We start from the raw sequence: 18,846 nt of genomic DNA on the forward strand, positions 1-18,846 counted from the left end.
GACGCCGCTGCGGCCACCTAGTTGCCGCGCCCCGCCGTGGCTGCCCATTATCCGGCAGCGGCAGCGGTTTAACAAGTTTTAACGCGGGCGGCGAAACGTTTTCAGGCTGCCTTGCGCCGCGGTTAAGGGGCGGAAAAGGCAGCCTGAAAATATTGTCGGCGCTGATTTAACGGGCGGGCGCCGAAACGGATGATGCGGCTGACGGCAGCGGCGGCGCGGCGGTGATGCAGGAATCGGGGCGGCCGATGCTTTGGTAGTAGGCGCGGCAGTGTTTGCCGTAGCCGGCCAAAAGTTCGGGGTAGTAGCTGCTGGCCGAGAGCGCCGAGCCGTAGGCATCGAGTCGGGCGGGGTAGTAGCGGTAAGCCGCTTCCATCCAGCGTTCGGCTTCGGCTTTGTCGCCGTTGCGGTAGGCCAGAAGCGCCCATTTGTAGCTGTTGGCGAAGGGGCGGTAACGCAGGGCGTCGCGGCCGGCCTGATACGCCCAGTCGGGGAAACGTCCGTCGCGCGGGTCGATGTAGTTCATCAGATGGTATTGGGCGTAATACTTGAGCATCGGTTCGGTTTTGGCGATTTGCAGCAGGCTCATGGTATTGCGGCTGCGTTCGCGCAAATCGGCCGGAATATTGCCGGCCACGGCGCGCAGCTCCTGATAGGCCGCCGCCAGCCGCATGATGCCGCCGCACAAGGCCAGCGCCAGCAGCGCGGCCATGCCGCTGTAGATTAGGCCGGATCTTGTCGCGTCGTCGGTTTTCAGGCTGCCTGCGGGTTGGGACTCGCGCGCGGCAGGGGCAAAACCGACAAACAGCGAAAAGGCGCTCAAGAAATAGATGTACCACAGCGGATATTCGAGCAGGCTGTGCACCAGCGACACCGAAATCGCGCCCAGTACAAACACGCCCTGCGCGGCATGGGTGCGTTTCAGGCTGCCGTGCAGCACCCACAGCAGTCCGCCCAGCACCAGCGCGGTGCCGGCGATGCCCATTTCGGCGAGCAGGTTGAGCAGGGAATTGTGGCTGTGGGTGAACAGCACGCCGTTTTCGTAGGGGCGGTAGCCGTCGGGATAGACGTCGTTAATCAGAAAGCCCTGCAGGGAATAACTGCCCCAGCCGTGGCCGAACCACGGGGCAGCCTGAAACGATTTCCACGCTTTGAGCCATTCGTAGTGGCGGCCGGACTGGCCGAAAGAGCTGCTGCCCAAGCGCTCGGCGGCGCTGGTCATGTTTTTGCTATCAAACAGCGCCAGCAGCGGTTCGAGCGCAAACTGAAACAGCAGCACCGCCGCGCCGGCAGCCGCCATGCACCACAGATTGCGTCCGATTTGGCGCCCGCCGAAGCAGCGCGCCAGCGGCAGCAGCAGCGCCAGCGCCAGCAGGTAGCCGAACACCGTGCGTGAGCCGGTCAGGCCGATGGTGGCGGCAAGGAAAACAATCAGCGGCAGCGCCAGCCAGGCGGCCAGCCGGCGCTGTCCCCACAAATAAGCAGCCGAGAGCGTGCCCCACATCAGATAGTGGCCGAAATGGTTGCGCTGACCGAGCTGGCCTTCAACGATGCCGTTGCGGTACATCAGCAGCCCTTTGAACTGCGCCGCCAGGCCGGTGTACTGCAGCCAGCCGATTACCGCCTGCACCAGACACGCCCACAGCAGCACCCAGGCCAGCACCGATACCGCGCGCTCCTGGCCGATTTTGTCGATCCAGCCGCGCGCCGCCCAAGCGCCGAGCGCCAGAATCAGAAAGGACCACGCCGCCATATCGTTCTGACCGGTATAGCCCACTTCCATCAGCCGTGCCTGTCCCGCCCAAAACAGCGCCAGCGCGGCGAAATACCATGCGGCGGCAGGCGGACGGTTTTTCAGGCAGCCTGAAAACACGCTGGCCAGCACCCACAGCAGCACAAACAGCAGCGAGCCGCTTTCAAGGAAAAAACTCGGCAGCGGGCCGACGCGGTAAATCGACAAAAAGGGCAGGGCGGCCACCAGCGTCAGGCCGAACCACAGCGGCAGCACGCGCCACTCCAACAGCGGCAGGCGGGAAGAATCGGACATTTAGGGTTTCCGTTTGTTTTTGAATTGTTTGAGATAGGCCAGGCACAGCACGAAAAACAGCACCGAGAGCGCGGTTTCGGCGGCGGCGAACCAGCGGCTGGCCGGCACGGCATCAAACAGCCGCATCACGCCTTCGGTGAAATAAAACAGCACCAGCATCGAAGCATACTGGTAAGTGTAGATTTTTCCCGACAAAATACCGCGCGCCGCCAGCAGCAGCGGCAGCAGTTTGATCAGCGGCAGCCAGATGCCGTTGTGCAGCGGTGCGGCCAGCCAGTCCCACCACAGGGTGAGCAGCATCAGGCCGAACCATGCAGCGGCGGCAAGGCGGTGGGAGCGGACGGGGGCGGAATCGGGCGTCATCGTGTTTCGGCGTTTTCAGGCTGCCTGCGCGCAGCGGGCGCGGCAGGATTAAAAGGCGCGGATTATATAGCGGATGCGGCAGGCACTCTATATGCAACAGGCAGCCTGAAAAGCAGAATGTGCGTTTTCAGGCTGCCTGTGCCGGTTTGGGGAACGGCCTTACGAAACCTTTTTGCCCGCCTGCCTGCCGATCACAAACAGCAAAACCATAAAGCCTGCCGCCAGCCCTGCCGACCATACAAAACGGCTGCCGTCGCCATCATCGGGCGCAAGGCTGCCGAAAGACGACGGCGCCGCGCCAAGCAGCAGCAACAGCAGGTAAACGGCAAACAGCGCATCCGCCGCTTTGGTAGTGCTGGGCGTTTTTGCCCGGGCGCCTGCCGTCTGCACCAGCGCCGCTACCGCTGAATAGGCGGCATAGCCCGCAGGGTCGAAGTGCCGGTGGTTCACAGTAAAAAAGACGACGAAAAACAGACCGTGTGCCAGCAGCAGGAATAATGTTTTTTTCATTTTTTGTCCGAAAGGTGGGGATGCGGGTCATCTCATTATAAAGATTCCCGCCATGCGGCGGCAGGCAGCCTGAAAGCGGCAAACCGGTTTTCAGGCTGCCGCATAGCGCGGGCGGTTATAAGGCAAAGCAGCACAAAGTCTTTCATTGCGGCGGTGCGGTGCGTAGCATGGCGCCTTTCGCGTTTGCTATACTGCGCGGCGCAACACGATACGCGCGGTTTCCCGCTTTCCAACACTCGATATAAGGATCTGCACCATGAACATCGCTTCCAGCATCATCGACCTGATCGGCAACACCCCGCTGGTGGAGTTGCAGCGCCTGGGCAAAGGACTGCCCGGCCGCGTCGCCGCCAAACTGGAGTTTTTCAACCCCGGCAGCAGCGTGAAAGACCGCATCGCCATTTCCATGCTGGAAGCGGCGGAGAAAGCGGGAAAAATCAATGAAAAAACCATTATCGTCGAAGCCACCAGCGGCAATACCGGCATCGGCTTGGCGATGGTGTGCGCCGCCAAGGGCTACAAACTGGTTATCACCATGCCCGAGAGCATGAGCCGCGAGCGCCGCATGCTGCTGCGCGCCTACGGCGCCGAACTGGTGCTGACCCCCGCCGCCGAGGGCATGGGCGGCGCGCTGGCCAAAGCCGAAGAGTTTGTGAAAAATAATCCCGATGTTTATTTCATGCCGCGCCAGTTTGACAACCCCGCCAATGTTGAAATCCACCGCCAGACCACCGCCGAAGAAGTGTGGCGCGACACCGACGGCCAAGTCGATATTTTCGTGGCCGGCGTCGGCACCGGCGGCACCGTAACCGGCGTGGGCGAAGTGCTCAAATCGCGCAAACCCGGCGTGCAGGTGTATGCCGTTGAGCCGGCCGCATCGGCCGTTTTGAGCGGCGGCCAGAAAGGCCCTCACCCGATTCAGGGCTTGGGCGCCGGCTTTGTGCCCAGCATTCTCAACACCGAAATCTACGACGGCGTCATCCAGGTGGCCAACGACGACGCCTTTGCCACCGCCCGCGCGATGGCCGAACAGGAAGGCATTTTGGTCGGCATCTCATCCGGCGCCGCCGTATGGAGCGCCCTGCAGCTGGCCGCCAAGCCGGAAAACAAAGACAAACTGATCGTGGTGGTGATTCCGTCTTACGGCGAGCGCTACCTGTCCACCCCGCTGTTTGCCGATCTGGCCTGATTCAGGCTGCTTTGCGCGGACTGTCCCGGCATCCGGCGGGGCGGTCCGCTGCTTTTACGGCAGCCTGAAATCGGGTAGAATCGCGGCATTTTTCAACCCGGTTATTTTGGTTGGTGCGTTGCGCGCCGTATTTTTTCAGACTGCCTGAAACGCGCCGGCCCGTTTTATGTGGAGATTGCCCGTGATGGTAAGAAAATCCCCCGTCCTGCTGCTTGCCGCCATGCTGGCGCTGGCCGCTTGCGACGCCACCCTGAATCCGCCGAGCAGCCGTCCCGCCGACAGCGGCTACACGCTCGCATCCAGCCACTGGTCGGATGTCGCCAAAATCCGTGCCGAAGCCCAGCGTTTGGGCACACAGGTGCGCGCTGGCAAAATGACCAAAGTCCAAGCCGCGCAATACCTGAACCGCTACCGCCTGAAGCTGGTGGGTGCCAACAGCGTCGATGACAGCGTGTACGACGTTTATCTGCGCGCTGCGGTGGACAGCCAATCGGGCAAAATCAGCCCGCAGCAGGCGAAGAATTACGTTGAAAACGCGCTCAAAGGCTGGCAGCAGCGCTGGCCGCATGTGCGCAAAAAGCCGAGCAACCCCGCATTTGCCAACTTCCTGCTCGAACACATGGGCATGACGCCGCTCAAATAAACCGACAGCGGCCGAATCAGGCGGGCGGAGCAGGGCTTCCCCGCCATATTGTTTTTTATTGCCGGTTTGGTACAATGCGCCGCAATCTTTCCATACCCGCAAGCCGCCGAAGACAGCGGCTTGCCTTTTTATTGATTTCAGGCAGCCTGAAAAACGCCTGAGGAGAACCACTATGCAAAAAATCCCCTTAACCGAATACGGCGCCGAACTGTTGCGCGGCGAGTTGCAGCAGCTCAAGAGCGTTGCCCGCCCCGAAGTAATCGCCGCGATTGCCGAAGCGCGCTCGCACGGCGATTTGTCGGAAAACGCCGAATATGAAGCCGCCAAAGAGCGCCAGGGCTTTATCGAAGGGCGCATTGCCGAAATCGAAAACAAACTCGCCCGCGCCCTGGTGGTCAAACCTGCCGAAATCCACGCCGAGGGCAAAGTGGTATTCGGTGCCACCGTAACCCTGTCCGATGTCGACAGCGGCGACGAAGTACGCTACCAAATCGTCGGCGACGACGAAGCCGATATCAAGCATTTCAAAATCTCCGTCAATTCGCCCATCGCCCGCGCCATGATTGGCAAAGAAGAGGGCGACATCGCCGAAGTGCAGGCGCCCGGCGGCGTGCGCGAATACGAAATCGTCAGCGTCGAATACATCTGACGGCCGTTTTGCTTTTCAGGCTGCCTTCATCGAGGCTGCCTGAAAAAGCAGCCTGAAAACCCGAAACAAGGACGAAGCCCGTGAAACCCCATCTGCCCCTGCTGTGCGCGCTGGCGCTGGCCGCCTGCGGCCAAGACACCGACAAAATCGGCGATGCCGACACCGTATTCAACCTGCTGGGCAAGAACGACCGCATCGAAGTGGAAGGTTTCGACGACCCCGACGTCAAAGGCGTGGCCTGCTATATTTCCTACGCCAAAAAAGGCGGCCTGAAAGAAACGGTGAATCTGGAAGAAGACGCCAGCGACGCTTCGGTTTCCTGCGTGCAGAGCGCGCCGCAGATCGAATACGACGAAAACGTGGTGAAAAAACCGCGCCAAGTGTTCAAACGCAGCGCCAGCTTCGCCTTCAAAAGCCAGCAGATCATCCGCTACTACGACCCCAAGCGCAAAGCCTTCGCCTATCTGGTATACAGCGACAAAATCATCCAAGGCTCGCCGAAAAACTCGCTCAGCAGCATCGCCTGCTACGGCGGCGTACCCGCTTCCGGCGTTGAAGCCGCGCAGTCCGAAGGCAAGCAGGTGCACGGCGTGTGCGTGATTACGCCGCTCAAATCCTGAGCGGCAGCGCCGTTGCCGCGTTTCAGGCAGCCTGCGTAGCGTAGCGCAGTTGCGGAGCTAAAACCGTGGCGGCCGTTGAGCCCCAAGCGCCGCTCGTGCCAAAAAACGCGCCTGCGGCCGGCAAAATAAATTACAATACGGCAGCCTGAAATATCGCTATTTCAGGCTGCTTGCATAAAAGACAGCCGTATCGGCCGCCGATACCGCCCCGCAACGCTTTCAGGCAGCCTGAAAACCGTTTTACCCGATCCGAACGGCGCGGCCGGCATCCGCCGCATCCGTCCCTTACCCGAAAGGAAACATCATGGGTCTCTCATCTGTCAGCCACTGGCTGATCGTTTTACTGATAGTGGTGCTGGTATTCGGCACCGCCAAACTGCGCAACATCGGCCGCGATCTGGGCGGCGCGGTGCACGATTTCAAAGAAGGCCTGAACCAGGGCAGCGAAAATAAAGACGCCCCTGCGGAAAAAACCGCTGAAAACACCGCAGAAAAAGCCGAAGGCGGCGAATCGTCCGACGGCGGCAAAGCAGCCTGAAAAACCAATGTTTGATTTCAGCTTCAACGAAATGCTGGTAGCGGGCGCCGTCGCGCTGGTGGTGCTCGGCCCCGAGCGCCTGCCCAAAGTGGCGCGCACCGCCGGCCGCTGGGCGGGCAAAATCCGCAGCCTGGCTGCCGGCATGAAAGAAGAGCTGATGCGCCAGGTTGAAGCGTCCGAACTCTCTGCGGTGAAAGACGAATTGCAGCAGGCCGCCGGCCAATTGCAGGGCAGCCTGAACGAAGCCGCTGCCGACATCGGCCGCGATGCCGACGGCCTGTCGGCCTGGGAGCGCCTGCCGCCGCTGAAAACGCCTGCCGATTTCGGCATCGACGAATACGTCCCGCCGCCGGCACAGGCTGGCTTTTACACCAAATCGCTGCGCAAACAGGCGATGGCGCGCAAACGCGACCTGCGCCCGCGCTACCGCCCCAAACCGCGCTTAAGGAGCCGCCGTTGAGCGAAGAACAACTGGGCGCGGGTCAGCCCCTGATCGAGCACCTGATCGAACTGCGCCGCCGCCTGCTGTGGGCGGCGTCGGTGTTCGTGCTTTGCCTGCTGGCGCTGCTGCCCTTTGCCAAGCAGATTTACGCGCTGGTGGCGCAGCCATTGATGTCGGCGCTGCCGCAGGGCACGCACATGATTGCCACCGATGTGGCGGCGCCGTTTTTCGTGCCGCTGAAGGTAACGGCGATGGCGGCCTTTCTGCTGTCGCTGCCGCATACGCTGTTCCAGCTGTGGGCGTTTGTCGCCCCCGCGCTGTACAAGCAGGAAAAACGGCTGGTGCTGCCGCTGCTGCTGTCGAGCCTGACGCTGTTTGCCGCCGGCATGGCGTTTTGTTATTTTCTGGTGTTTCCGGTGGTGTTTAAATTCCTGAGCGGCACCACGCCCGACGGCGTGAATATGGCCACCGACATCGGCAATTATGTGTCTTTCGTGATCGGCATGTTTGTTGCCTTCGGCACGGCTTTCGAAGTGCCGGTGGCGGTGGTGCTGCTGCACCGCATGGGCGTGATCGGCCTGGAAAAACTGAAGCAGGCGCGGCCGTATGTGGTGGTGGGCGCCTTTATCGTCGCCGCGGTGCTGACCCCGCCTGATGTGCTGTCGCAGTTTATGCTGGCGGTGCCGATGCTGCTGCTCTACGAAATCGGCATCATCGTCTGCCGCTTTAGCGGTAAAGCGGCGGCAGAAAACGATACGCCGCCGCAGTAGGCAAATGAAAACAAAAAGGCAGCCTGAAAACCGTATTTTCGGTTTTCAGGCTGCCTTGTTATGTTTGGGGACGGGCAATCAGCCGCCGTTCCATTCGCGGTGTTTCGGCGGCACCAGCCCGCTGCGTGCCAGCAGCAGGCACAGCCCCCACAGCACCAGCCCCAGCGCCGCCATCGGCGATACCGGATAGTCGTGGTGCTGGTTCACATACAGTGCGCCGCCAAAGTACATCAGCAGCGGCGCGCTGACGACGGACTGTTTGTTAAAGCCGTCGAGCACAAACACCAGAATACCGGCGGCAATCAGGAAAAAGGCGATGATGTCGCTGGTTTCGGGGAACCAGTGCATGCTTTTTAAGAACCACAGTGCGCCGAAGATAATCAGCAGTAGCGGGAAAAACAGCGAAGTCTGTTTCATGGTGTAGCTCCTTGTGCCGGCGTGCCGGCTGTCGGTAAAACGGGTGCGGCGTTTTCAGGCTGCCTTTTCAGGCTGCTTTGTTGGTGAAGGCAGCCTGAAAGCCTGTGCCGGCGCGTTTAATGCGCTTTGGGCTTCGGATCGTGCGGGCGCAGTTCGGCCGCCAGTTTGTCGAGAATGCTGTTGACGAATTTGTGGCTGTCGGTGCCGCCGAAGGTTTTGGTGATTTCGATGGCTTCGTTGATAATCACCGGATAGGGCGTTTCCGGCATGGCTTTCAGTTCGAACGCCGCCATCAGCAGCACGCAGCGCTCGATGGGATTGACGGTTTTCTCGTCGCGCTCGAGCAGCGGGCGGATGATGGCCATCAGCTCGCCTTCGCGGGCATGGGCGCCGAAAAAGATGGCGGCATACAGCTCGGTGGCGGTGCTTTCGAGATTGTCGAGTTTGGCCAGCGCCGCGGCGGGAGCGGCGCCGTCGTCGCGGCTTTCCAGCGCGCTGCGGGCGGCGGCTTTGTCTTTGGCGATGCTGTCGTACACGCTTTTGGCGGCTTGCTCGGGCAGGATGTCGGGATTGATTTGGATCTGGTAGAGCGACTGCACGGCGTATTCGCGGGCGCGGCGGCGCGGCGAGGGCAGGAAAGGTTTGCTTTTCATCGGAGGGTTCCTGTGTGGCGGGAAGCGTTTAAAGATGGTAGTGCAGCGCGGCTTTCAGGCGGGCGCCTTCTACGGCGACAAGGGCGGCATCACGGGCTTTTTCTTCAATGCGCGCGTGCGCCTGTTCGTCGTTTTCGGTGGTGAGCACGGCATTGGCGATCGGGATGTCGTGATCCAGGCCGACGCGGGTGATACCGGCGCCCGATTCGTTGGACACCAGCTCGAAATGGTAGGTTTCGCCGCGGATCACCGCGCCGATGGCGATCAGCGCGTCGAATTTGGTGCGTGCGCGCGCCATCTGCTGCAGCGCCAGCGGAATTTCCAGCGCGCCGGGCACGGTGGCGACGACGATATCGTCGTCGGCCACGCCCAATTCGATCAGTTTCTGGTGGGCTACTTTCAACATGGCGCTGCCGATTTCGTTGGAAAAACGGGCTTGGACGATGCCGATACGCAGGCGAAAATCGCCGCTTAGGGGTTCGATGGTTTTCATGACGGGGATCTTGTGAAGGTGGATGAAAGGGGGAAGGACTAATCCTGCGGCTGCCAGTCGGCGGCAGCCTGAAAGCGGCCGGCATCGTCGTCCCATTCCCAGGCGCCGGCGGTTTCGTTCATCAGCGCGGCGGCTTCGGGGCAGAGTTCGAGCGCCTGCGAGAGCGGCAGGGTGTCGAAATTGGCGGCGTCTTCGCAGAATTCGTCGCTTTCCGCGCCGCTGAAAAAACGCCAGCCGCTGTCTTGCTCGAAGGCCGGCGCTTCGCGGTAAACGAAGCCGGCGGCGGCATCACCGGCGCTGATTTCGCGGCTGACGATGGCGTATTGAAGGGCGGCGGACAGGGCTTGGGCAAAGGCGTTCATGGCGGCAGGCGGGAAGTGTAGAAAGGGCGGATTATAGCCTAAGAAACCGCCCGCCATCTCTACGCGCGGCATGCCGGCTTGGCAAAGCGGCTTTAGCTCCGCAACTTTGCTACGCTACGCAGGCAGCCTGAAAACCGCAAAACCGTCTTGCAGGCAGCCTGAAAGTTTGCCCCAACGCTTTTGGCAGCCTGAAAGCCGGGCAGGCGCTTTCAGGCTGCTTGTTAAACGGTTTCGGCCGGCGCATCTTCGGTGCAGATTGGCTGCGGCGGAATGCGGGCGATGTCCCAATGGCGCACCGCCCAGGCGAGCAGATCCTGCGGTTTGTCCACGGCTGGGCAGGGCGGCAGCTGAAGATAGGCCATCACCTGCCGCAGCAGCTGTTCGCGTCGCGCCAAATCAAGGGCGGGGGCGAGGGTCTGCTTCGACCATTTCTGGCCGGCGCGGTTGGTGAGCAGCGGCAGGTGGGCGTAGTGCGGCTGCGGATAGTTCAGGCAGCGCTGCAGCCAGATTTGGCGCGGCGTCGAAACCAGCAGGTCTTGGCCGCGGACGATATGGGTGATGCCCTGCTCGGCATCGTCGGCCACCACCGCCAGCTGGTAGGCCCAAAAGCCGTCGGCGCGCAGAAGTACGAAGTCGCCGATGTCGCGGGCGAGATTCTGGCGGTAGCGGCCGACGATGGCGTCGTCGAAAACAATATCGCTATCGGGCACGCGCAGCCGCCAGGCCGGAGTTTTGCCGTTTTCAGGCTGCCTGAAAGCCGGATCGGCGCAGCGGCCGCCATAGACAAAACCATCGGCGCCGGCGCGTGCTTCCTGCTGCCATTGGCGGCGGCTGCAGTAGCAGGGATAGACCAGATTGCGCGCCTGCAAATCGGCCAGCACCGTGCGGTACAGCGCGTGGCGGCGGCTTTGGTAGGCGACTTCGCCGTCCCACTCGAAACCGAAGGCTTCAAGGGTGCGCAGAATGTCGGCGGCGGCGCCGGGCATCTCGCGCGGCGGGTCGAGATCTTCCATGCGCAGCAGCCAGCGCCCGCCGGCGGCACGGGCGGCAGCGTAGGATGCGGTGGCGGTCAGCAGCGAACCGATGTGCAGCAGGCCGGTGGGGCTGGGGGCGAAACGGCCGGTGTAGGGATTCATGGCGGCAAAGCGGCAAAAAAGGGCGCATTTTACCCTGCGGCCGCGGCGCAGGCAGCCTGAAAACGTTTCAGGCTGCGTCCGCATCGGCTGCGGTGCGCGTTAAGCGTTTTGCCCTAATTTCTTTTCTAATCTATAATTATTACGAATTGCTTATCTTTCTTTACGCCTTTTGGCGTTTTTTTAACTTAACCGACAGGATAAAACCTATGCGCACATCTCCGTTTTTCCGCCTGAGTCTGCTCAGCGCCGCGCTTGTCAGCGGCTTTGCCTATGCCGACGGCGAAACCGCCGGCCAAGAGCAGGATCAGGAGCTGCAAACCGTTTACGTTACCGCCCAGCGCCAGCTGCAGCAGTCGCTCGGCGTATCGAAAATCAACGCCAAAGATTTGGAACGCCGTCCGGCAGTCAATGATATTTCCGACATCATCCGCACCATGCCCGGCGCCAACCTGACCGGCAACACCGCTTCGGGCGAGCGCGGCAACAAACGCCAGATCGACATCCGCGGCATGGGGCCGGAAAACACCCTGATTCTGATCGACGGCCGCCCCGTTACTTCGCGTAATGCCGAGCGCTACAGCTGGCGCGGCGAGCGCAACACCCGCGGCGACAGCAACTGGGTGCCGGTTGAGCAAATCGAATCCATCACCGTGCTGCGCGGCCCCGCCGCCGCCCGCTACGGCTCCGGCGCCGCCGGCGGCGTGGTCAATATCGTGACCAAGAAGGTCAGCAGCGAATGGAGCGGCGGCCTGAACCTGTACACCAACCTGCCGCAAAGCAGCAAAGAAGGCAAAACCAACCGCATCGGCTTTAATGTCAGCGGCCCCATCGTGCAGGACAAACTCGGCTTCCGTTTGTACGGCAGCCTGAATAAGACCGATGCGGATGCTAAGGATATCAATCCGATCGTAGTCACAACGGTAAACCGCGGCGGCCGTATCGTTCGCAGCGAAACTTTGGGCGCCGGCCGCGACGGCGTGAAAAACCGCGATATCGCCGCCCGCCTGGCTTGGAAAATCACGCCCGAACAAACCCTGACTTTGGACAGCTCCTACAGCCGCCAGGGCAATATCTACGCCGGCGACAACCAAAACAACAACCCCAGCAACCTGACCAAATCGCTTTACGGCGAAGAAACCGCCCGCCTCAAACGCACCAGCAACGCGCTGACCCACGAGGGCATTTGGTCTTGGGGCGACACCAAAGTGGTTGCCCAGCTTGACCGCACCGTAAACGAGCATTTGGTGGAAGGTTTGATGGGCGGCCCCGAAGGCCAGTACCAAAACCGCAACTTTACCGACAGTACCTTGAAAACCAAGCGCCTGTTTGCCGAAACCAATATTCCCTTCAAACTCGGCGCCGATCATGTGCTTACCGTCGGCAGCGAATACACCAACGACCATCTGGACGACAAAGGCTCGATGGCTCAGGGCTTTACCGATCAAGGCCGAACCGATGTCTTTGCCGGCTTGGGCACCAACCGCAATACAACAAACAGCCAGAACAACTTTGCCCTGTATGTGGAAGACCATATCAGCTTCGGCCACGGCACCCAGCTGATTCCCGCACTGCGCTTTGATCACAACAGCAAATCCGGTAACAACTGGAGTCCTGCCCTGAACTTTGTGCAGAAAATCAACAGCGAATGGACAATTAAAGGCGGTATCGCCCGTGCCTATAAAGCGCCGAACCTGTATCAGAGTAACCACAACTACATCCTGTACACCCGCGGACAAGGCTGCAAAGTCGGCACGCCGGGCACGATCCGCTGCTATCTGGTCGGTAACGACGGTCTGAAACCCGAAACCAGCATCAATAAAGAAATCGGTTTCGAATTTGCCCGCGGCGGCTATCAGGCATCCATGGCCTATTTCCACAACGATTACCGCAACAAAATCGTTGCCGGCGACGAAGCCGTTGCCTTGAGCAATCTCGGCAACCATCTTTATCAGTGGACGAACGCCAAAAAAGCGCTGGTGGAAGGCGTGGAAGGCAATCTGACTCTGCCGCTGCACAGCACGCTGAAATGGACGACCAACTTTACCTATATGCGCAAGTCGGTAAACAAAGACACCGGCAATCCGCTGTCGGTGATTCCCAAGTACACCATCAACAGCAGCCTGAACTGGCAGCCGACCGAGAAACTCGATGCCGCACTGAATGTTACCTACTACGGCAAACAGAAACCGCGCTCAGTGATTTTGAACAATGCCGAGCGTAATGCCGGCCTGTCGAACGAATCCGTCAGCCCCTACGGCTTGGTCGGCATCAGCGCCGGTTACCGTTTCAATAAAAACCTGAACCTGCGCCTGGGCATCAACAACCTGTTTAACAAACGCCTGTACCGCAGCGCTGATAACAGCAGCGCCGCTTCCTACAACGAACCCGGCCGCTCCTTCTACGGCAGCCTGAAACTTTCGTTCTAAACGTTTATACGGCGATACAAAGCAGCCTGAAAACCGGATTGCGGTTTTCAGGCTGCTTTTTTGTGTTTGCTACGAGCTTGGGGCGGACTTTTCCGTGCGCCGGTTTTCAGGCTGCCATTGGGGCGGGCTAGTTTTATCCGGTTTTCTTTTCGTGCCGACAGGAATCGGGCAGGATTTTTTCAGGCTGCCTGCGGCAGCACAAAGGCCGGATAGCGGTGGCGCACGTAGATATAGATTTTTGGGAAGTCGTCTTCGCAGGTCAGGTAGTAGGCTTCGTCGAGCGGGGCGAAGTCGGGGTAGTCGGCACGCAGGGATTCGGCGGACTCGCCGGCGGCGGCGCGACTTTCGATTTCGCCGCCGTGGCGGCGGTAGAGGGCGGCAGCCTGCTCGAGAATGCGCGCGGTGTCGGCAATCTGCCAGCGGTGCAGTTCGGCAATCAGGCTGCTTTCAAATACGTCGCGGCCGAAGCCGGCGGCGATCACGGCGGCAAAACCTTCGTCTTCGGCGATTTTGTCCATGCGCAGATAGGCGAGCAGGGCGTTTTGCTCGTCGCTCAATTCGGCGCGCACGGTGGTGTCGGGCAGGCGCTGGAGTTCGGCCAGATAGTGATCGAGCAGGCGGTAAACCTGGTTGGGTGGGGGCAGGGTGCTCATGGCGGATCTCTTTTCTCGGTTGCAGATATGGGAAAGCAGCCTGAAAACGGTTTTTCCGCCTTTCAGGCTGCTTGGGCGTCAAGCCATTTGCGGATGCGCTCGGTAAGGGCGGCGGCGGAAAGGCCGAGTTTGTCGAGCAGCAGGGCGGCGTCGCCGTGGTCGGTTACGGTGTCGGGGATGGCGGCGAGCAGGGTGGGTTTCAGGCTGCCTTGGCGGGCGAGCAGTTCGAGAACGGCGCTGCCGGCGCCGCCGGCTTCGGCGTTTTCTTCGGCGCAGACGATGTAGTCGTGGTCGGCAGCCAGCTGCAAAACCAGTTCTTCGTCGAGCGGTTTGACAAAGCGCATGTCGGCAACGGTGGCGTCCAGCGCTTCGGCGGCTTTCAGGGCGGGGGCGACCATGCTGCCGAAGGCAAGGATGGCGGTGCTTTTGCCCTGCCGGCGGATAATGCCTTTGCCGACGGGCACGGTGTCGAGGGTGTCGTTTACTGCTGCGCCGCAGCCGCTGCCGCGCGGGTAGCGCACGGCGGCGGGTTGTTCGAGCGCGTAGCAGGTGGACAACAGCAGGCGGCATTCGTTTTCGTCGCTGGGGGCGGCGATCACCATATTGGGAATGCAGCGCAGAAAGCTCAAATCGTAGGCGCCGGCGTGGGTGGGGCCGTCGGCGCCGACGATGCCGGCACGGTCGATGGCAAACAGCACGGGCAGGTTTTGCAGGGCAACGTCGTGTACCAGCTGGTCGTAGCCGCGCTGTAAAAAGGTGGAATAGATGGCGACGACGGGTTTGACGCCCGCGCAGGCCAGGCCGGCGGCAAAGGTTACGGCGTGCTGTTCGGCGATGCCGACGTCGAAATAGCGTTCGGGAAAGCGCTGCGCGAATTCGACCAGGCCGCTGCCTTCGCGCATGGCGGGGGTGATGGCGGCCAGGCGGGAATCAGCTTCTGCTTGGTCGCACAGCCAGCGGCCGAAGATTTGGGTGTAGCTGGGTTTTTCAGGCTGCTTTTTGGGTGCTTGGGTATCGGTATCGGCGTTTGAATCGGCGTTTTCAGGCTGCTTGTGCACGGTTTTGCCGATGGCGTGGTATTTGACGGGATCGTTTTCGGCGAGTTTGTAGCCCTGGCCTTTTTTGGTGATGATGTGCAGCAGCTGCGGGCCTTTGCGCCGGCGCAGTTCGCGCAGGGTATCGATGAGCAGCGGCAGGTTGTGGCCGTCGATGGCGCCGGTGTATTGGAAGCCGAAGTTTTCAAACAGTGAGAGCGACTGTTTGATGTGCTCGCTTTCGCTGGCGTAGGCTTTGATGGTTTCTTCGGCTTTTTGGGCGATTTCTTTAACGGCGGGCAGTTTGTCGAGCACGAAGGCGGACTGGTTTTTGATGTTGTGCAGCACGCCGCGCATATCGCGCATCACGTTGCGCGCCAGGTATTTGGGCAGGGCGCCGACATTGGGCGAAATCGACATTTCGTTGTCGTTGAGTATCACCAAGAGATCGGTGTCGGCCATATCGCCGGCGCAGTTGAGCGCTTCAAAGGCCTGGCCGGCGGTCATCGCGCCGTCGCCGATAATGGCGACGCTGCGGGCGCTGCTGCCGGACAAGCGGTCGGCCACCGCCATCCCCAGCGCGGCGCCGATGGACGTGGACGAATGGCCGACGCCGAAGTCGTCGTACTCGCTTTCGCTGCGCTTGGGAAAACCGGCCAACCCGCCAAACTGGCGCATGGTGTGCATGCGGTTTTTGCGGCCGGTCAGGATTTTGTGCGGATAGCTCTGGTGGCCGACGTCCCACACCAGATGGTCGCGCGGGGTGTCGTACACATAATGCAGGGCGACGGTCAGCTCCACCGCGCCAAGATTGCTGGCGAAATGGCCGCCGGTCTGCTGCACGCTCTCCAGCAAAAAGCCGCGCAGTTCGGCGGCCAGCTGCGGCAGCCGGTCGGCCGGCAGCCGGCGCAGGTCTTCGGGCAGGTTTACGGTATCGAGCAGGGGAGTGGCGGTGGTCATGGTGTGCACTTGGGCGAAAAAACAGGCGCGGATTATATAGCAAACCGCACGGCGGCGCTGCGTGCGCAAACGCGCTTTCAGGCTGCCTGAAAGCGGTAAATTGCACCGATAGCGCCATGCAGATTTTTGCTGCCGCCGTGTAGGCGAGCCGTGTAAATTCGGGTAAGATAACACCCTGTTTTTAATTGTTTGCGGCCGCCTGCTTTTGCAGGTGCCGCCGTTTTCAGGCAGCCCGTTTTTTCAGGCTGCCTGAAAACGGTTTGACCGCCGCTTCCTAAACCTAAAATAGCGAAACACCATGAAAACCACCGAACTGCGCCAAAAATTCCTAAAATTCTTCCAATCCAAAGGCCACACCGCCGTCCGCTCGTCGTCATTAGTCCCCCACGACGACCCCACGCTGCTCTTCACCAACGCCGGCATGAACCAGTTTAAAGACGTATTTTTGGGCTTTGACAAACGCCCCTACAACCGCGCCACCACCGCACAAAAATGCGTGCGCGCAGGCGGCAAGCACAACGACTTGGAAAACGTCGGCTACACCGCCCGCCACCACACCTTCTTTGAAATGATGGGCAACTTCTCCTTCGGCGACTACTTCAAACGCGACGCCATTCACTTCGCTTGGGAGTTCCTCACTTCCCCCGAATGGCTGAACATCCCCAAAGAAAAACTCTTGGCGACCGTGTATGCTGAAGACGACGAAGCCTACAACATCTGGCTGAACGAAATTGGTATGCCTGCCGAGCGCATCGTCCGCATCGGTGACAACAAAGGCGCGAAATACGCATCCGACAACTTCTGGCAGATGGGCGACACCGGCCCCTGCGGCCCTTGTTCCGAAATTTTCTACGACCACGGCGAAGAAATCTGGGGCGGCATTCCCGGCAGCCCTGAAGAAGACGGCGACCGCTGGATTGAAATTTGGAACTGCGTGTTCATGCAGTTCAACCGCGACGAGCAAGGCAATATGAACCCGCTGCCCAAGCCGTCCGTCGATACCGGCATGGGCTTGGAGCGCATGGCGGCCGTGATGCAGCACGTTCACAGCAACTACGAAATCGACCTCTTCCAAGACCTGCTCAAAGCCGTTGCCCGCGAAACCGGCGCGCCGTTCAGCATGGACGAGCCGAGCCTGAAAGTCGTTGCCGACCACATCCGCTCCTGCTCCTTCCTGATTGCCGACGGCGTGATGCCCTCCAACGAGGGTCGCGGCTATGTACTGCGCCGCATCATCCGCCGCGCCGTGCGCCACGGTTACAAACTCGGTCAGAAACAAGCGTTTTTCTACAAACTCGTGCCCGATTTGGTCAAAGCAATGGGCGACGCGTATCCTGAGTTGAAAGAGAAACAAGCGCAAATTGAAGAAGCCCTGAGAAACGAAGAAAGCCGCTTTGCCCAAACTTTGGAAACCGGCATGGCTTTGCTGGAAAACGCATTGACCAAAGGCAGCAACAAATTAGACGGCGAAATCATCTTCAAACTCTACGACACCTACGGTTTCCCATACGATTTGACCGCCGACATCTGCCGCGAACGCAATATCGATTTGGACGAAGAAGGCTTCAACCGCGAAATGGAAGCCCAACGCGCCCGCGCCCGCGCCGCGCAAAACTTCAAAGCCAACGCGCAACTGGATTACACAGGCGCAGACACCGAGTTCACCGGCTACGAAAAACGCAGCCAAGACACCAAAATCATCGCCTTATACAAAGGCAGCGAAGCCGTGGACGAACTCCAAGCAGGCGAAGCAGGCGTGGTCGTTTTGGAACAAACCCCGTTCTACGCCGAAAGCGGCGGCCAAGTCGGCGACGTGGGCTTTATCTTCACAGGCGAAAACCGCTTCCGCGTCGAAGACACGCAGAAAATCAAAGCCGCCGTACACGGACAATTCGGCGCAGTCGTATCAGGCCGTCTGAAAGTGGGCGATGCCGTATCCGCCGAAATCGACAACGACATCCGCGACAGCATCATGCGCAACCACAGCGTTACCCACCTGATGCACAAAGCCCTGCGCGATGTTTTGGGCACACACGTCGAACAAAAAGGCAGCCTGCAAAACGCCGAGCTGACCCGCTTCGACATTTCCCATCCGCAAGGCATCAGCGCGGAAGAAATCGCCGAAGTCGAACGCCGCGTCAACGCCGCAATTATCGCCAACGTGCCCGTCAAAGTGGAAACCATGTCCATTGAAGACGCACAAAAATCAGGCGCAGTCATGCTCTTCGGCGAAAAATACGGCGACTTCGTCCGCGTCATCACCATGGGCGACTACTCCATCGAATTGTGCGGCGGTACCCACGTCGCCCGCACCGGCGACATCGGCTTCTTCAAAATCATCAGCGAAGGCGGCATCGCCGCAGGCATCCGCCGCGTAGAAGCCATCACAGGTCAAGCCGCACTGACATGGGCGCAAAACCAAGAAAGCCTGATGAAAAACATCATCGCCGAAGTCAAAGCCCAAACCGAAAAAGACGTACTCGCCAAAATCCAAGCCAACGCCGCAAACGCCAAAGCCTTGGAAAAAGAGTTGGCAAAAGCCAAAGCCGAACTCGCCGTCCACGCAGGCGCCAAACTCTTGGACAAAGCCAAAGACTTGGGCGTAGCCAAACTCGTTGCCGCCCAAATCGAAGCCGACGCAGCCGCCCTGCGCGAAATCGTTACCGATTTAACCGGCAAATCCGATAACGCCGTGATTCTTTTGGCGGCAGTAAACGACGGCAAAGTCTCCCTGTGCGCCGGCGTATCCAAACCGCTGACAAACAAAGTGAAAGCCGGCGATTTGGTCAAATTCGCAGCCGAACAAGTCGGCGGCAAAGGCGGCGGCAGACCGGATTTGGCACAGGCAGGAGGTACGGATGCTGCGAAACTGCCTGAAATGCTGGGAAGTTTGGAAGGTTGGGTAAACAGTAAACTGATTTAACAAATAAGGCAAACTAAAGCA

Annotated in this window: 19 protein-coding genes; 9 read left to right on the forward strand and 10 right to left on the reverse strand. The window is 60.1% G+C overall.

The window, feature by feature from the left end:
- Positions 1-166: 166 nt before the first annotated feature.
- The 3 genes from OP500_RS08470 to OP500_RS08480 all read right to left on the reverse strand — a co-directional run bounded on the left by OP500_RS08470 (position 167) and on the right by OP500_RS08480 (position 2,917).
- Positions 167-2,044 carry a PglL family O-oligosaccharyltransferase gene (locus OP500_RS08470; RefSeq protein ID WP_274070702.1) on the reverse strand — a complete coding sequence of 626 codons (1,878 nt, stop codon included), beginning with the start codon at positions 2,042-2,044 and terminating at the stop codon, positions 167-169.
- On the reverse strand, positions 2,045-2,407 hold the full coding sequence (locus tag OP500_RS08475) for a DUF2069 domain-containing protein (protein WP_274070703.1): 363 nt from the start codon (positions 2,405-2,407) through the stop codon (positions 2,045-2,047).
- Positions 2,408-2,566: 159 nt separating this feature from the next.
- The gene (locus tag OP500_RS08480) at positions 2,567-2,917 is read right to left on the reverse strand and encodes a hypothetical protein (protein WP_274070704.1); all 351 of its coding nucleotides are present in this window, start codon (positions 2,915-2,917) and stop codon (positions 2,567-2,569) included.
- A 256-nt stretch (positions 2,918-3,173) separates the two neighbouring features.
- Between OP500_RS08480 and cysK the strand changes: the two genes are divergently transcribed.
- The 7 genes from cysK (at position 3,174) to tatC (ending at position 7,768) form a co-directional block, all read left to right on the forward strand.
- Entirely contained in the window at positions 3,174-4,106 is a 933-nt protein-coding gene (gene cysK / locus OP500_RS08485) for a cysteine synthase A (RefSeq protein ID WP_238746695.1), read from the forward strand.
- A gap of 166 nt (positions 4,107-4,272) precedes the next feature.
- A complete protein-coding gene (locus OP500_RS08490; RefSeq protein ID WP_274070705.1) occupies positions 4,273-4,749 on the forward strand; it encodes a hypothetical protein in 477 nt (158 codons plus the stop codon).
- A gap of 172 nt (positions 4,750-4,921) precedes the next feature.
- Positions 4,922-5,398, forward strand: a complete 477-nt coding sequence (gene greA, locus OP500_RS08495) for a transcription elongation factor GreA (protein ID WP_274070706.1) — start codon at positions 4,922-4,924, stop codon at positions 5,396-5,398.
- An 80-nt stretch (positions 5,399-5,478) separates the two neighbouring features.
- Positions 5,479-6,018 (forward strand): CreA family protein, encoded by a 540-nt coding sequence (locus OP500_RS08500; RefSeq protein WP_274070707.1) that lies wholly within the window; start codon positions 5,479-5,481, stop codon positions 6,016-6,018.
- A 304-nt stretch (positions 6,019-6,322) separates the two neighbouring features.
- Positions 6,323-6,556, forward strand: coding sequence for a Sec-independent protein translocase subunit TatA (gene tatA / locus OP500_RS08505; protein WP_238746689.1), 234 nt, complete (start codon positions 6,323-6,325; stop codon positions 6,554-6,556).
- Positions 6,557-6,563: 7 nt separating this feature from the next.
- Entirely contained in the window at positions 6,564-7,016 is a 453-nt protein-coding gene (gene tatB / locus OP500_RS08510; RefSeq protein ID WP_274070708.1) for a Sec-independent protein translocase protein TatB, read from the forward strand.
- On the forward strand, positions 7,013-7,768 hold the full coding sequence (tatC, locus tag OP500_RS08515) for a twin-arginine translocase subunit TatC (protein ID WP_274070709.1): 756 nt from the start codon (positions 7,013-7,015) through the stop codon (positions 7,766-7,768). Before tatB ends, tatC begins: the two co-directional genes overlap by 4 nt.
- A gap of 78 nt (positions 7,769-7,846) precedes the next feature.
- Here the strand turns inward: tatC and OP500_RS08520 are convergent, their stop codons facing one another.
- The 5 genes from OP500_RS08520 to gluQRS form a co-directional block, all read right to left on the reverse strand.
- A complete protein-coding gene (locus tag OP500_RS08520; RefSeq protein ID WP_274070710.1) occupies positions 7,847-8,185 on the reverse strand; it encodes a LiaF transmembrane domain-containing protein in 339 nt (112 codons plus the stop codon).
- Between the two features lie 116 nt (positions 8,186-8,301).
- Positions 8,302-8,838 carry a transcription antitermination factor NusB gene (gene nusB / locus OP500_RS08525; RefSeq protein ID WP_274070711.1) on the reverse strand — a complete coding sequence of 179 codons (537 nt, stop codon included), beginning with the start codon at positions 8,836-8,838 and terminating at the stop codon, positions 8,302-8,304.
- Positions 8,839-8,866: 28 nt separating this feature from the next.
- Entirely contained in the window at positions 8,867-9,331 is a 465-nt protein-coding gene (ribH, locus tag OP500_RS08530) for a 6,7-dimethyl-8-ribityllumazine synthase (protein WP_238746681.1), read from the reverse strand.
- Between the two features lie 38 nt (positions 9,332-9,369).
- Entirely contained in the window at positions 9,370-9,693 is a 324-nt protein-coding gene (locus tag OP500_RS08535; protein ID WP_238746837.1) for a DUF2185 domain-containing protein, read from the reverse strand.
- A 221-nt stretch (positions 9,694-9,914) separates the two neighbouring features.
- Positions 9,915-10,829: a tRNA glutamyl-Q(34) synthetase GluQRS gene (gene gluQRS, locus OP500_RS08540; RefSeq protein WP_238746680.1), complete on the reverse strand. Its 915-nt coding sequence runs from the start codon at positions 10,827-10,829 to the stop codon at positions 9,915-9,917.
- A gap of 206 nt (positions 10,830-11,035) precedes the next feature.
- On the opposite strand from gluQRS, the gene OP500_RS08545 reads away from it, so the two are divergent.
- Positions 11,036-13,255, forward strand: coding sequence for a FepA family TonB-dependent siderophore receptor (locus tag OP500_RS08545; RefSeq protein WP_238746679.1), 2,220 nt, complete (start codon positions 11,036-11,038; stop codon positions 13,253-13,255).
- Between the two features lie 179 nt (positions 13,256-13,434).
- On the opposite strand, the gene OP500_RS08550 is transcribed toward OP500_RS08545, so the two are convergent.
- Together OP500_RS08550 and dxs are read right to left on the reverse strand one after the other, a co-directional pair.
- On the reverse strand, positions 13,435-13,908 hold the full coding sequence (locus tag OP500_RS08550) for a DMP19 family protein (RefSeq protein WP_238746678.1): 474 nt from the start codon (positions 13,906-13,908) through the stop codon (positions 13,435-13,437).
- Between the two features lie 62 nt (positions 13,909-13,970).
- Positions 13,971-15,902 carry a 1-deoxy-D-xylulose-5-phosphate synthase gene (gene dxs / locus OP500_RS08555; protein WP_238746677.1) on the reverse strand — a complete coding sequence of 644 codons (1,932 nt, stop codon included), beginning with the start codon at positions 15,900-15,902 and terminating at the stop codon, positions 13,971-13,973.
- A gap of 298 nt (positions 15,903-16,200) precedes the next feature.
- Here dxs and alaS point away from each other — a divergent pair, with 298 nt between their 5' ends.
- Positions 16,201-18,825: an alanine--tRNA ligase gene (alaS, locus tag OP500_RS08560; protein WP_274070712.1), complete on the forward strand. Its 2,625-nt coding sequence runs from the start codon at positions 16,201-16,203 to the stop codon at positions 18,823-18,825.
- Positions 18,826-18,846 lie beyond the last annotated feature (21 nt).

This window comes from Kingella sp. SNUBH-2017 (assembly GCF_028680565.1).
In the GTDB taxonomy this organism is placed as follows: domain Bacteria; phylum Pseudomonadota; class Gammaproteobacteria; order Burkholderiales; family Neisseriaceae; genus Kingella_D; species Kingella_D pumchi.

Bases quoted from the DNA above. Each gene is read 5' to 3' on its own strand.
- OP500_RS08470 (WP_274070702.1), bottom strand. From the start codon at position 2,044: ATGTCCGATTCTTCCCGCCTGCCGCTGTTGGAGTGGCGCGTGCTGCCG.
- OP500_RS08475 (WP_274070703.1), bottom strand. From the start codon at position 2,407: ATGACGCCCGATTCCGCCCCCGTCCGCTCCCACCGCCTTGCCGCCGCT.
- OP500_RS08480 (WP_274070704.1), bottom strand. From the start codon at position 2,917: ATGAAAAAAACATTATTCCTGCTGCTGGCACACGGTCTGTTTTTCGTC.
- cysK (WP_238746695.1), top strand. From the start codon at position 3,174: ATGAACATCGCTTCCAGCATCATCGACCTGATCGGCAACACCCCGCTG.
- OP500_RS08490 (WP_274070705.1), top strand. From the start codon at position 4,273: ATGTGGAGATTGCCCGTGATGGTAAGAAAATCCCCCGTCCTGCTGCTT.
- greA (WP_274070706.1), top strand. From the start codon at position 4,922: ATGCAAAAAATCCCCTTAACCGAATACGGCGCCGAACTGTTGCGCGGC.
- tatA (WP_238746689.1), top strand. From the start codon at position 6,323: ATGGGTCTCTCATCTGTCAGCCACTGGCTGATCGTTTTACTGATAGTG.
- tatB (WP_274070708.1), top strand. From the start codon at position 6,564: ATGTTTGATTTCAGCTTCAACGAAATGCTGGTAGCGGGCGCCGTCGCG.
- OP500_RS08520 (WP_274070710.1), bottom strand. From the start codon at position 8,185: ATGAAACAGACTTCGCTGTTTTTCCCGCTACTGCTGATTATCTTCGGC.
- nusB (WP_274070711.1), bottom strand. From the start codon at position 8,838: ATGAAAAGCAAACCTTTCCTGCCCTCGCCGCGCCGCCGCGCCCGCGAA.
- ribH (WP_238746681.1), bottom strand. From the start codon at position 9,331: ATGAAAACCATCGAACCCCTAAGCGGCGATTTTCGCCTGCGTATCGGC.
- OP500_RS08535 (WP_238746837.1), bottom strand. From the start codon at position 9,693: ATGAACGCCTTTGCCCAAGCCCTGTCCGCCGCCCTTCAATACGCCATC.
- gluQRS (WP_238746680.1), bottom strand. From the start codon at position 10,829: ATGAATCCCTACACCGGCCGTTTCGCCCCCAGCCCCACCGGCCTGCTG.
- OP500_RS08545 (WP_238746679.1), top strand. From the start codon at position 11,036: ATGCGCACATCTCCGTTTTTCCGCCTGAGTCTGCTCAGCGCCGCGCTT.
- OP500_RS08550 (WP_238746678.1), bottom strand. From the start codon at position 13,908: ATGAGCACCCTGCCCCCACCCAACCAGGTTTACCGCCTGCTCGATCAC.
- dxs (WP_238746677.1), bottom strand. From the start codon at position 15,902: ATGACCACCGCCACTCCCCTGCTCGATACCGTAAACCTGCCCGAAGAC.
- alaS (WP_274070712.1), top strand. From the start codon at position 16,201: ATGAAAACCACCGAACTGCGCCAAAAATTCCTAAAATTCTTCCAATCC.